The 12,276-nt window shown below is 59.2% G+C and carries 14 protein-coding genes, 2 tRNA genes and 1 other annotated feature; of the genes, 5 read left to right on the top strand and 11 right to left on the bottom strand.

What is annotated here, in order from left to right; all coding sequences use genetic code 11:
* Positions 1-97: 97 nt before the first annotated feature.
* The 7 genes from rplL to rpmG all read right to left on the bottom strand — a co-directional run bounded on the left by rplL (position 98) and on the right by rpmG (position 3,646).
* Positions 98-472 (bottom strand): 50S ribosomal protein L7/L12, encoded by a 375-nt coding sequence (gene rplL / locus DWY95_RS01405; RefSeq protein ID WP_055189512.1) that lies wholly within the window; start codon positions 470-472, stop codon positions 98-100.
* Between the two features lie 72 nt (positions 473-544).
* Complete coding sequence (gene rplJ / locus DWY95_RS01400) at positions 545-1,060, bottom strand: 50S ribosomal protein L10 (RefSeq protein WP_097792643.1); 516 nt, start codon at positions 1,058-1,060, stop codon at positions 545-547.
* A 43-nt stretch (positions 1,061-1,103) separates the two neighbouring features.
* Positions 1,104-1,243: a sequence feature (ribosomal protein L10 leader region), on the bottom strand.
* A 121-nt stretch (positions 1,244-1,364) separates the two neighbouring features.
* Complete coding sequence (gene rplA / locus DWY95_RS01395; protein WP_118551711.1) at positions 1,365-2,057, bottom strand: 50S ribosomal protein L1; 693 nt, start codon at positions 2,055-2,057, stop codon at positions 1,365-1,367.
* Between the two features lie 57 nt (positions 2,058-2,114).
* Positions 2,115-2,540, bottom strand: a complete 426-nt coding sequence (gene rplK / locus DWY95_RS01390; RefSeq protein WP_118551709.1) for a 50S ribosomal protein L11 — start codon at positions 2,538-2,540, stop codon at positions 2,115-2,117.
* 131 nt (positions 2,541-2,671) lie between these two features.
* Complete coding sequence (gene nusG, locus DWY95_RS01385; RefSeq protein WP_097792645.1) at positions 2,672-3,202, bottom strand: transcription termination/antitermination protein NusG; 531 nt, start codon at positions 3,200-3,202, stop codon at positions 2,672-2,674.
* Positions 3,203-3,227: 25 nt separating this feature from the next.
* Positions 3,228-3,479 carry a preprotein translocase subunit SecE gene (gene secE / locus DWY95_RS01380; protein WP_097792646.1) on the bottom strand — a complete coding sequence of 84 codons (252 nt, stop codon included), beginning with the start codon at positions 3,477-3,479 and terminating at the stop codon, positions 3,228-3,230.
* A gap of 17 nt (positions 3,480-3,496) precedes the next feature.
* Positions 3,497-3,646 carry a 50S ribosomal protein L33 gene (gene rpmG / locus DWY95_RS01375; protein WP_005920501.1) on the bottom strand — a complete coding sequence of 50 codons (150 nt, stop codon included), beginning with the start codon at positions 3,644-3,646 and terminating at the stop codon, positions 3,497-3,499.
* A gap of 293 nt (positions 3,647-3,939) precedes the next feature.
* On the opposite strand from rpmG, the gene DWY95_RS01370 reads away from it, so the two are divergent.
* From DWY95_RS01370 to argS, 4 genes are all read left to right on the top strand, one after another.
* The gene (locus tag DWY95_RS01370; RefSeq protein WP_097792647.1) at positions 3,940-5,034 is read left to right on the top strand and encodes a D-alanine--D-alanine ligase family protein; all 1,095 of its coding nucleotides are present in this window, start codon (positions 3,940-3,942) and stop codon (positions 5,032-5,034) included.
* Positions 5,027-5,851: a glutamate racemase gene (gene murI / locus DWY95_RS01365; RefSeq protein WP_097792648.1), complete on the top strand. Its 825-nt coding sequence runs from the start codon at positions 5,027-5,029 to the stop codon at positions 5,849-5,851. Before DWY95_RS01370 ends, murI begins: the two co-directional genes overlap by 8 nt.
* Positions 5,852-5,869: 18 nt before the next feature.
* The gene (locus DWY95_RS01360) at positions 5,870-6,328 is read left to right on the top strand and encodes a DUF1934 domain-containing protein (RefSeq protein ID WP_118551707.1); all 459 of its coding nucleotides are present in this window, start codon (positions 5,870-5,872) and stop codon (positions 6,326-6,328) included.
* A gap of 125 nt (positions 6,329-6,453) precedes the next feature.
* A complete protein-coding gene (gene argS / locus DWY95_RS01355; RefSeq protein ID WP_118551705.1) occupies positions 6,454-8,268 on the top strand; it encodes an arginine--tRNA ligase in 1,815 nt (604 codons plus the stop codon).
* Positions 8,269-8,342: 74 nt separating this feature from the next.
* On the opposite strand, the gene DWY95_RS01350 is transcribed toward argS, so the two are convergent.
* The 3 genes from DWY95_RS01350 to DWY95_RS01340 all read right to left on the bottom strand — a co-directional run bounded on the left by DWY95_RS01350 (position 8,343) and on the right by DWY95_RS01340 (position 9,754).
* Positions 8,343-9,170, bottom strand: a complete 828-nt coding sequence (locus tag DWY95_RS01350) for a type II CAAX endopeptidase family protein (protein ID WP_118551703.1) — start codon at positions 9,168-9,170, stop codon at positions 8,343-8,345.
* Positions 9,171-9,576: 406 nt separating this feature from the next.
* Positions 9,577-9,652, bottom strand: a tRNA-Pro gene (locus tag DWY95_RS01345).
* A gap of 28 nt (positions 9,653-9,680) precedes the next feature.
* Positions 9,681-9,754 (bottom strand) — tRNA-Gln (locus DWY95_RS01340).
* 241 nt (positions 9,755-9,995) lie between these two features.
* Here DWY95_RS01340 and DWY95_RS01335 point away from each other — a divergent pair.
* Positions 9,996-11,072 carry an ATP-dependent 6-phosphofructokinase gene (locus DWY95_RS01335; protein ID WP_097792652.1) on the top strand — a complete coding sequence of 359 codons (1,077 nt, stop codon included), beginning with the start codon at positions 9,996-9,998 and terminating at the stop codon, positions 11,070-11,072.
* Positions 11,073-11,165: 93 nt separating this feature from the next.
* On the opposite strand, the gene rfbB is transcribed toward DWY95_RS01335, so the two are convergent.
* Positions 11,166-12,230 carry a dTDP-glucose 4,6-dehydratase gene (gene rfbB, locus DWY95_RS01330; protein WP_097792653.1) on the bottom strand — a complete coding sequence of 355 codons (1,065 nt, stop codon included), beginning with the start codon at positions 12,228-12,230 and terminating at the stop codon, positions 11,166-11,168.
* Between the last annotated feature and the right edge of the window lie 46 nt (positions 12,231-12,276).

The following is a 12,276-nucleotide window of genomic DNA, read 5'->3' as shown; positions in this document are numbered from 1 at the left end:
CAAGAGGAAACAACAAAAAAAGGCACCCTCGCCTTTCGACGAGAGTGCCTTCATTTCAAGAATCGAAATTCAAGAAAGAACGTTCAGGGGGATCAAATTACTTGATCTCAACCTTAGCGCCAGCCTCTTCCAGCTTCTTCTTGATGTCCTCAGCCTCAGCCTTGGAAGCCTTCTCCTTGACAGCCTTGGGAGCGCCGTCAACGATAGCCTTAGCCTCCTTCAGGCCCAGACCGGTGATCTCCTTGACCAGCTTGATGACCTGCATCTTGGTAGCGCCAGCCTCAGCCAGGATGACGTCGAACTCGGTCTTCTCTTCCTCAGCGGCAGCAGCAGCGCCAGCAGCAGCGGGAGCAGCAGCAGCAACAGCGGAAACGCCGAACTCTTCGCAGTAAGCGTCGATCAGTTCCTTCAGCTCCAGGACGGACAGCTCCTTGACGGAGTCGATGATGGCAGTAATCTTCTCAGAAGCCATGGTAATAACCCTCCAATATAAATGGTTTTGTGTTTGTTGATTTCAGATTGTTAAGCAGCAGTCACGCAGCAATTAAGCAGCGGGCTCTTCCTGCTTGTCGGCATAAGCCTGCATTGCAACGGCCAGACCAGACAGAGTGCTGGTGAGGGCGCCTGCAAACATGGACAGCATGCCTTCGCGGTTGGGCAGCTTTGCGATGGCGTTGGTCTCGGCAGCGTCCATGACCTTGCCTTCCATGAAGCCAGCCTTGACGACGAACTTCTTGGACTTATCGCCATCCTGATACTTGCACAGGATGCGGGCAGCGGACATGGGATCTTCCTCGTGAGCAAAAGCGATAGCGGTATCGCCCTTGAACTGCTCAGCCAGGCCCTCCAGAGAGGTACCCTTAACAGCCAGACGCAGCATGGTGTTCTTCACGACCATATAATCGACGCCTGCCTCACGCAGCTCCTTACGGAGCTTGGTGTCGTTCTCGACGTTAATGCCGCCGTAAGCGACGACGCAGCCGGAAACCGCACTCTCAAACTTTGCCTTCAGATCAGCGACATAAGCCTGCTTCTCAGAAAGAATCTTTGCACTGGGCATTCGGTTTCACCTCGTTTCAAAAACTTGTATCGAACACTGAAACTCAGGGATCAAAAAAGCCTCTTTCCCGCACTGTATCCGAGAAAGAGGCATAAAACAACATTATGCGCGTTTCTCGGCAGGCGGCTTAGCCTTACGCTGGGTTCCAGCACCTGCTGTCTCAAAAACAGCATGATTATTTTACCGCAAACGCGCGGTGTTGTCAAGTGCTTTTTTGAAGATTTTTTATTTTCCTCTCTTTGGCTCCCCTAATAGGGGAGCTGGCTGCGCCAAAGCGCAGACTGAGAGGTTTTATTTCTTCAAATCAGACACCGTACTTCAGGGTGTTGAGACGGATGCCAGGGCCCATGGTGGTGGCGATGGTAGCGCTCTTGAAGTAAGTGCCCTTTGCAGCAGCAGGCTTTGCCTTTGCAATGGCGCTCATAACGGTATCCAGGTTGGTGTACAGCTTCTCTGCACCGAAGGAAGCCTTGCCCACGGGGACATGGATGATGTTCTGCTTGTCCAGACGATACTCGATCTTACCAGCCTTGGCCTCGGTGACTGCCTTGCCCAGATCGGGAGCAACAGTACCAGCCTTGGGGTTGGGCATCAGGCCGCGGGGGCCCAGCACCTTACCGAGACGGCCGACGCGGCCCATCATGTCGGGGGTGGTGACAACAACGTCGAAGTCCATGAAGCCGCCGGCGATGCGGGCGATCAGCTCATCATCACCAACGATGTCAGCGCCGGCTGCCTCAGCAGCAGCGGCAGCAGCGCCCTTTGCGATGGCGCAGACGCGGACGGTCTTGCCGGTGCCGTTGGGCAGAACGACAGCACCGCGGACCTGCTGGTCAGCGTGGCGGCCGTCAACGCCCAGGCGGACGTGCAGCTCAACGGTCTCGTCGAACTTGGCAGAAGCGGTCTTGCAAGCCAGCTCCAGAGCCTCGTTCATATCATACAGCTTAGAAAAATCGATCTGCTTCGCAGCATCGACATAGTGCTTGCCATGTTTCATTGTATATCCTCCTATGTGGTCATGCGGGCAGTTTTATGCCCTCCCACTGTTGTTGTCTCAGCCCTCGACGGTGATGCCCATGGAGCGGCAGGTGCCACGGACCATGCTGCATGCAGCTTCCAGAGAAGCAGCGTTCAGGTCGGGCATCTTGGTCTTCGCGATCTCTTCCACCTGAGCAGCGGTCAGAGAAGCAACCTTTTCCTTGTTGGGCTTACCGGAAGCGGTGTTGATGCCAGCGGCCTTCTTGATCAGAACGGCTGCCGGAGGAGTCTTGGTGATGAAGCTGAAGGAGCGGTCAGCGTAAACGGTGATGACGACGGGGATGACATAACCCATCTGGTTCTTGGTACGCTCGTTGAACTCCTTGGTGAAGGCCATGATGTTGACGCCCTTCTGACCCAGAGCAGGGCCAACAGGGGGAGCCGGAGTCGCCTTGCCGGCCTCGATCTGCAGCTTAATGTAGCCAGTAACTTTCTGTGCCATGATAAATGCACCTCCAAAAATCTGTGGTGAGTTGCGGCGCCGTGTAGGCGCCTCCCACGAGCATGTGCGCGGTGCACACGCTCTATAAGAACCGCACTGCGGTCTTACCTTGGTAAACGGATGCCGGTTGGTTACGGCAGCTCGACCTGCGCGATGTCCACCTCAGCGGGCGTCTCGCGGCCAAACATGTTGACCTTGAGCTTGACTTTGAAGCTCTCGGTGTCGATGCCCTCCACAAGGCCCATAAAGCCTTCCAGGGGGCCGGCAGTGATCTGCACGGTGTCGCCGACTTTGAAATCGACGGTCAGCGGAGCTGCCTTCTCGACGCCCATCTTCTCGACCTCCTCAGCGGAGAGCGGGACGGGCTTGGATGCGGGGCCGACGAAGCCGGTGCAGCCGCGCGTGTTGCGCACCACATACCAGGTATCGTCGTTCATGACCATCTTGACCAGAACGTAACCGGGGAACAGCTTGTGCTCCACCATACGCTCCTTGCCGTCCTTGATCTCAGGGACCATCTCGGTGGGGACCTTGATGTCACAGATCAGGTCTTGCAGACGGCGGTTCTCGACCATGGTCTGCAGGTCCGTTGCAACCTTATTCTCGTAACCGGAATAGGTATGGACTACATACCAGAGGGCTTCATTGGACTGATCTTCCATTTTTCAAACCTCCGTTTCAAGATGTTCATGCGCCGATGATCAGGCCCAGGATGCCGCCGAAAATGGCATCCAGCGCGATCATGACAACGGCAGCGATCGCCACGGTGACGAGCACGACGACGGTGTTGGTCTTGGTGTCCTCTTTGGACGGCCACACGACCTTCTTCAGCTCGCTCTTCGTGTCGCGGAAGAACTTCGCAACGCGGTTGCAGAAGCCCTTCACGGCGGCCTTCATTCTGGCCACAAAGCCCGGCTTTTTCTCGGTTTTGTCTGCCATGATGTCGTCCGCCTTTCTTACTTGGTTTCGCGATGAACGGTGTGCTTCTTGCAGAAGCGGCAGTACTTCTTCATCTCAAGACGATCGGGGTTGTTCTTCTTGTTCTTCGTGGTGTTGTAGTTGCGCTGCTTGCACTCGGTGCAGGCCAGAGTGATTTTAACGGTCATTTGTTGACACCTCCATTATAACGGTTGTTTTGAACCTCCCTCGGCTTGCGGGAGCGCCTTCAAAACAGGGCGCACTTAATAACCCCGCAAAAGAGGTGTTATCATTGTATCACGTCTTTTTCCATCCGTCAAGCGGATTTTCTGCGGTTTTTCAACTTTTTTGAAAAATTTTTCTTTTGCTTCTTTCTGGTTCTGCCCGCTTGCATCCCGCGCATAGATATTGTATAATAACAGCGTCTATACCTATATAGAGAAATTCCGGCCTTCCGGCCGTACGATCAGGAGAGATCATGATGCAATCTGAAGAGAAACTCTGTGTCGTCGTGTTGTTCGGCGGCATGTCCAGCGAGCACGAGGTCAGCTGCGTGTCCGCCGGGACCTTCGTTGACAACCTCGACCCCAGCCGTTACGAAGTGCTGACCGTGGGCATCACCAAAGAGGGCCGCTGGCTGTGCACCGAGGCTTCCAGCGCCCAGATGGCCGACGGCAGCTGGGAAGAGCTGCCCGGCAACATGCCCTGTGTCATTAGCCCGGACCGTGCCGACCACGGCATGATCCTGTTCGCTCCTTCCGGCCAGGTGGAAAAGCTGCACGTGGATGTCGTCATCCCGGCCCTGCACGGCCTGTGGGGCGAGGACGGCACGGTGCAGGGCCTGCTGGAGCTGGCCGGTATCCCCTACGTGGGCTGCGGCGTTCTGGCCAGCGCCGTCTGCATGGATAAGGCGGTGGCCAACGCTCTGTTCGACGCCGCCGGCATCCCCCACACCCGGTGGCTGGCTGCCAACCGCTGGGAGATCGAATCCGACCTCGAAGGCGTCTGCGACGGTGCCATCGCGAAGCTGGGCTGGCCCATCTTCGTCAAGCCCGCCAACGCCGGTTCCAGCGTCGGCATCACCAAGGCACACGACCGCGCCGAGCTGAAGGACGCCATCCGGCTGGCTCTGGAGAACGACCGCAAGGTCGTCTTTGAAGCCTTCGTGGACGGTCATGAGGTCGAGTGTGCCGTCATCGGCTCCGACCCCGCTGTGGCCACCCGCCCCGGCGAGATTCTGGCCGGTGCCGAGTTCTACACCTACGACGACAAGTACAAGAACGGCGTGAGCCAAGTGGTCATCCCGGCCCGGCTCGACGAGGCCAAGCTCGACGAGGTAAAGACCTACGCCGCCATGGCCTACACAGCCCTGAACTGCGAGGGCCTGGCCCGCTGCGACTTCTTCGTGGAGCATGGCACCAACCGGGTGATGATCAACGAGATCAACACCTTCCCCGGCTTCACCCCCATCAGCATGTACCCCAAGCTCATGGAGCACGAGGGCACCCCTGTGCCCGCCCTGATCGACCACCTGATCGAACTGGCGCTGGAAAGGACGGAAAAGCAGCATGGATAACCGCCCCATCGGCGTATTTGACAGCGGCCTCGGCGGCCTGACCGGCGTGAAGGAGCTGCGCAAGCGGCTCCCCCACGAGAACATCGTCTACTTCGGCGACACCGGCCGTGTGCCCTACGGCAGCCGCAGCCCGGAGACCATCCTGCAGTATGCCCGGCAGGACATCGCGTTCCTGCTGTCCCAGAATGTCAAGTGCATCATGGCTGCCTGCGGCACGGTGTCCAGCACCTACCCCGCCGCCGAGGCGGCGCTGCTGCCCGTGCCCTACCTGGGCGTCGTGGATGCGGCTGCGCGGGAGGCCGCTTTTTCCACCCGCAACCGCCGCATCGGCGTCATCGGCACCGCGGCCACCATCCGCTCCCGCAGCTATGAGACCCTGCTGCGCAAACTGGTGCCGGGCGTGGAGATCACGGCCCGCCCCTGCCCGCTCTTTGTGCCGCTGGTGGAGGCCGGTTACGTGGACCACAGCGCCGAAGACAAGCAGGAAGTGACCCGGCTCGTCATCGCCCAGTACCTGACCGAGGTGCGGGATGCCGGGGTGGACACCCTCATTCTGGGCTGCACCCACTATCCCCTCATCAAGACCATGATCGGCGAATTCATGGGCCGGGACGTCGTGCTGGTGGACCCGGCCAAGACCGCCGCCCACCATCTGGAACGCACCCTCAGCGAGCGCGGTCTGCGGGCCAACCACCCCGCCGGGCAGGCGCATTTCTACGTCAGCGACACGCCGGACAGTTTTTCGCAGACGGCAGACCTCTTCCTCGGCGAGTACAAGGGAGGGCCGGTGGAGCAGATCGCCATCGACAAATACTAAAGCGAAGGACAAACGAACGTGAAGGAAGATTTCATCATCCGCATCAAGAGCCGCTCGGAGCAGTTCGAGCACACCCAGCCCGTCCGGGTGGACGAGGATGACCGCATCGAACTGATGACCTACGGCAGCTTCGTGAAAAAGGGCGACACCTACTATATCACTTATAAAGAAACCGAGACCATCGGCTTTGCCGGCTGCACCACCACCATCAAGATCGCAGCCGACGGCAGCCGGGTGGGCCTGCTCCGGTTCGGCCCGGCCAACGCCCAGCTCATCATCGAGCGGGACCGCCGGAGCATCTGCCACTATGAGACCGAGGTCGGCTCCCTGACGCTGGGCGTGACCGGCGACGGCATTGAGTGCAGCCTGACCGAAACGGGCGGCACGGCCCGATTCAGCTATCTGCTGGACGCCGACGACCCCATCTCCATCATCAACCGCAACACGCTGGAAATTTCCGTGCAAAAGCCAAATTAAAGCGGTTCACCCTCTCCATCCGTGCTTTCGAGTGCAAGGTTTCTCTCGTTTGCGAAAAGCGCTCCCCTTTGGGAGAGCTGGACGCGAAGCGGCCTGAGAGGGTCAGCCCGTGAAAGGATAAAACAATGACTGAATTCGAAAAGACCTACCAGAACTACAACCCCCGCTCGGCTGCCCTGAGCGAGGCCCGCGCGCTGCTGACCGCTGCGGCCAAGGCTGCCATGGCCGACGGCACCCTGCCCGAAGCCGAGCTGCCCGCTTTCATCGTGGAGATCCCCGCCGACACCAAGAACGGTGACATCGCCTCCAACCTGGCCATGGCCGGTGCCCGCACCTGGCGCAAGGCTCCCAGGATGATCGCCGACGCCCTCATCGCCCACCTGCCCTCCATCGAGGGCAGCGTCTTCGCCAAGGTGGAGGTGGCCGGCCCCGGCTTCATCAACCTGTTCCTGGCTCCGGCCTTCTGGGCCAGCGTCGTGCTGGGCGCTGCCGCCAACAAGGACTACGGCCGCACCGACTACGGCAAGGGTGCCAAGTACAACGTGGAGTTCGTCTCTGCCAACCCCACCGGCCCCATGCACATGGGCAACGCCCGCGGCGGCGCTCTGGGCGACTGCCTGGCCGCCGTGCTGGACTGGGCCGGTTACGATGTGACCCGCGAGTTCTACATCAACGACGCAGGCAACCAGATCCAGAAATTCGGCAAGAGCCTGGCCGTCCGTTATTTGCAGAAGTTCTGCGGCGAGGAAGCCTATCCCCTGCCCGCTGAGTGCTACCAGGGCGGCGACATCAAGGTGCTGGCCGGGGAATTTGCCGACCTGCACGGCGACTGCTATGTGGCCGCCTGCCAGGGCATGGACGAAGAGACCCTGTTTGCCAGCGAAGCGTTCGAGACCCTGAAGAACGCCCTCGTGGATTACGCACTGCCCAAGAACATCGCGGCCCTCAAGCGCGACCTGGGCAAGTACCGCATCGACTACGATGTCTGGTTCCACGAGAGCACCCTGCACGAGTCCGGCGCTGTCAAGGCTGTGGTCGAAAAGCTGCTGGAGCTGGGTGCCTGCTACAAGGCCGAGGATGGTGCCGTCATGTACCGCAGCGCCCAGTACGCCGCCAAGTACGGCACCGTCAACAAGAAGAAGACCGAGGACGGCACCGAGGAAGAGGCCAAGGACGAAGTTCTGGTCCGCGCCAACGGCATCCCCACCTACTTTGCCGCCGACATCGCCTACCACTACAACAAGCTGGCCACCCGCGGCTTTGCCAAGGCCATCGACGTCTGGGGTGCAGACCACCACGGCCATGTCGCCCGCATGAAGGGTGCCATGGACGCCATCGGCCTGAACGGCAATGACCTCGACGTCGTGCTGATGCAGATGGTCAACCTGATGCGCGACGGTCAGCCCGTCCGCATGTCCAAGCGCACCGGCAACGCCATCACCCTGACCGACCTGCTGGAAGAGGTGCCCATCGACAGCGCCCGCTTCCTGTTCAACATGCACGACGCCGGAAGCGGCATCGACTTCGACCTCGACCAGGCCGTCAAGACCGACAACGACAACCCGGTCTACTACGTCCAGTATGCACACGCCCGCATCTGCTCCATCCTCAAGAAGATGGAGAGCGAGGGTGTCGCCTTTGCGGGTGCCGACCAGGTGGATGCCACCCTGCTGACCGAGCCCTCCGAGATGGACCTCATCCGGATGCTGGCCGCCTTCCCGCAGGAGATCGTCATGGCCGCTGAGAAGTACGACCCCAGCCGGATCAACCGCTTCGTCATCGACCTCGCCAGCGCCTTCCACCGCTTCTACGGCAGCTGCCGCATCCAGGGCGCAGACCCCGCCGTCCAGCAGGCCCGCCTGGCCCTCTGCATCGGCGTCAAGAACGTCATCTGCAATGTGCTGACCATGTTCAAGATCAACGTTCCGGAGAAGATGTAACCGGAAGTTTTCCCGCACAAGAAAAGACCCGCTCATCCGACATTTCATCGGGTGGGCGGGTCTTCGTTTGTCCCTTAATATTGGAAGTAGAGCTTCACTTCACCGATCTTCTTTTTCCGCAGCAGGATCGCCGCCGGGATGAGGTAGACCAGCACCGACAGCAGCATCGAGGCATCGTAGCTGCTCACGCTCTCGGCCACGCTCTCGGTGCCGTAGAGCCCGCCGACGAGCATGGAGATGATGTCCATGCCGCCATGTAAGAACACCGTGACCCAGAGGTTGCCGGTGCGGAAGTAGATGGCCGCATACAGCACCCCCAGCGACGCTGCGAAGATACACTGCATCAGCACCCCCAGCGGCGCACTGGACAGCAGATTCGTCAGGTGGGCGCAGCCGAACAGCAGACCCGACAGCAGGCAGGCTTTCCAGATGCCGCCACGGCTCGTGCCGAAGTGCTCCAGCAGCGTCTCCGCGATGACGCCACGGAACAAAAACTCCTCCGCGATGCCCACCAGCATCATATTGGCCAGAAAGCTCAGGATGCGCCAGAGCGGTAGCAGCGTGCCGTCTTCCGGCAGGCCGAACAGGATCTTTGTGTACAGCGTGTACGCCAGCAGGGCCAGCGGATACATTCCCACCAGCAGGCCGTTGAAGAAGCCGCAGCCCCGCTTTCGCAGCAGCTGCGCCTTGCCGGTGCGCTTCAGCAGCAGCACGGCCACGCCGACGCCGACCAGCTCCTGGATGCAGCCCAGCAGATAGTCGTCCGCATCGTTCAAATCAAAGCGAAACAGCATCAGCAAAAACACCACAAGGATCGACGTTAGGACCAGACTTCCCAGAAACAGCACCTCCGCCCCGACACAGTAGCCGAGCGGATGGTTTTTGCGCAGACGTTTGAGCATCGAATTTTCCTCCGTTGCAGATAGTGACTCTATTGTAACATATCAGGGGAAATTGTTCAAATCCCGCTTGCAGAGGCGGAAATACAGCAGCAGTCCCCTTGTTCGACATTCCTACTGGTCCAGGACCCGCGGGCTAAGCAACAGCCCTCAGGGCTGATTGCTTGCCTTGCTTCGCAAGGCCGCCCTGTTCAAATCCCGCTGCGGACAGTGTCACTGCAAATCCCGCTGCAAAGGCAGAAATGCAGCAGCAGTCCCCTTGTTCGACATTCCTACTGGTCCAGGACCCGCGGGCTAAGCAACAGCCCTCAGGGCTGATTGCTTGCCTTGCTTTGCAAGGCCGCCCTGTTCAAATCCCGCTGCGAAGATGAAAAAAGACCAGACGGATTTTTATCCGTCTGGTCTTTTTTGGTCGGAGCAGCGGGATTTGAACCCACGGCCTCTTCGTCCCGAACGAAGCGCGCTACCAACTGCGCTATGCCCCGAAAATACCGCAGCTTTTCGGCTGCGGTCTGGTTGGGGATGAGAGAATCGAACTCCCACAAGTAGAGTCAGAGTCTACCGCACTACCACTATGCAAATCCCCAATATTTTGTTTTGTCAGGAGCGTTGCTCGCTGCTGACAAGGGATATTATACTATCAAACCACCTTCTTGTCAACACTTTTTCAGAACTTTTTTGCCGAAGTTTTTCCGGCAAATTCTCTGCGCGATTTCACGCGATTTTTATGTTCCAACTCTTGACACCGCCCCGCTTTGGGAATACTCTTATAGTACAAACTTCTCCTGCACGAGTGGGAAATTCAGAGAAAACGAGGGATATTACGAGATGAAAAAACGTGTTGGCATCCTGACCTCCGGCGGCGACTGCCCCGGCCTGAACGCCACCATCCGCGGCGTGGCAAAAGCTCTGTATGCCCGGATGGGCGACAGCGTCGAGATCGTGGGCATCCTGAACGGCTACCATGGCCTGATCACCGGCGACTACAAGGAGATGACGGAAGACGACTTCCGGGGCATCCTGACGCTGGGCGGCACCATTCTGGGCACCAAGCGCACCCCCTTCAAGCTGATGCGCGTTGTGGAAGAAGACAAGATCGACAAGGTCGCAGCCATGAAGAAGACCTATAAGGACGCAAAGCTCGACTGTCTGCTCTGCCTGGGCGGCAACGGCACCCACAAGACCGCCAACCTCCTCTCTCAGGAGGGCCTGAACATCATCGGCCTGCCCAAGACCATCGACAACGACATCTACGGCACCGACGTCACCTTCGGCTTCCACACCGCTGTGGACATCGCCACCGACGTCATCGACCGCATCCACACCACCGCAGGCAGCCACAGCCGCGTGATGTGCATCGAGATCATGGGCAACAAGGCCGGCTGGCTGACCCTCTATTCCGGCATCGCCGGCGGCGCAGACATCATCCTGCTGCCCGAAATGCCCTATGACATCGACCGCGTCTGCGGTGCGGTGGAGCGCCGCGCCAAGAAGGGTTCCAACTTCTCCATCATCGCCGTGGCAGAGGGTGCCCTGAACGAGGAAGAGGCCAAACTGAAGCGGAAGGAATGGACCGCCAAGCGCGCCGAGGCGGGCTACACCACCGCCACCAGCCGCATCGCCGCCGCCGTCCAGAAGAAGACCGGCATGGAGACCCGCGTCTGCATCCCCGGCCACATGCAGCGCGGCGGCAGCCCCAGCGCCTATGACCGTGTGCTGGCCACCCAGTTCGGCAGCTACGCCGCCAAGCTGGTGGAGATCGAGCGCTACGGCGTGACCGTCGCTCTGGTCAACGGCCATGTCACCGCCAACCGTCTGGAGGACATCGCCGGCAAGACCCGCAACGTCCCCGAAGGCTGTGAGCTGCTCACCGTCGCCCGCCGGATGGGCGTGAGCCTGGGCTGAGGTTTTCCTGAACCAACCAAAAAAGGAGCACTCCCCTGCATCATGCAGAGGGGTGCTCCTTTTGGTTTTGCGATTCCGAGGGCTTACAAGCGCTTACTTATTCTTGTACATTTCCTCGTAGTACTTCTGGTAGTTGCCGCTGGTGATGTGCTCCATCCACTCCTCGTGGTCGAGGTACCAGTCGATGGTCAGGACGATGCCCTTCTCGAACGGGGTCTCCGGATACCAGCCCAGGTCGTTCTTGATCTTGGTGGGGTCGATGCCATAGCGGCGGTCGTGGCCCAGACGGTCGGCAACGTGCTTGATGAGGTCTTCGCTGATGCCGTCATCCTTCAGGCGGTCGTGCAGCTGCTCGATGATGGTCTTGACGATGAAGATGTTGGGGCGCTCGTTGTGGCCGCCGACGTTGTAGACCTCGCCGATCTTGCCGCCGTTGCAGACCATATCAATGGCCTTGCAGTGGTCTTCCACATACAGCCAGTCGCGGATCTGCATTCCGTCGCCGTAGACGGGCAGCTGCTTGTGGTGCTTGACGTTGTTGATCATCAGGGGGATCAGCTTCTCCGGGAACTGATAGGGGCCGTAGTTGTTGGAGCAGCGGGTGATGTTGATGGGCATCCCGTAGGTGTCGTGGAATGCCATGACGAACATATCGGCGCTGGCCTTGGAGGAAGAGTAGGGGCTGTGGGGGCACAGCGGGGTGGTCTCCATGAAGAAGCCCTCGGCACCCAGAGCGCCATAGACCTCGTCGGTCGAGACCTGCAGGTACTTCTTGCCCTCTTTCCAGGTCTTGGCCTCGGCGTCATACCAGGCCTCCTTGGCGCGCTGCAGCAGGTTCACCGTGCCCATGACGTTGCTCTGGACGAAGATCTCCGGGTTCTTGATGGAGCGGTCCACGTGGCTCTCTGCGGCAAAGTTGATGACGTAATCGAAATCGTACTTTGCGAACAGGCCCTCGACCAGCTCCTTATCGCAGATATCGCCCTGCACGAAGACGTGGCGGGGGTCGCCCTCAACATCCTTCAGGTTTTCCAGATTGCCCGCATAGGTCAGCTTATCCAGGTTGACCAGCAGGATCTCCGGGTACTTCTTAAGCATATAATGCACAAAGTTCGAGCCAATAAAGCCGGCGCAGCCGGTGATCAGATATTTTTTCATAGTTTGATTCTTTCCTCAAAACAATTTGTTTCGTTTTTTGATACAA

This window comes from Faecalibacterium sp. AF28-13AC (assembly GCF_003478405.1).
Taxonomy (GTDB): domain Bacteria; phylum Bacillota; class Clostridia; order Oscillospirales; family Ruminococcaceae; genus Faecalibacterium; species Faecalibacterium prausnitzii_E.
This window is presented reverse-complemented; position numbering and strand designations above follow the sequence as displayed.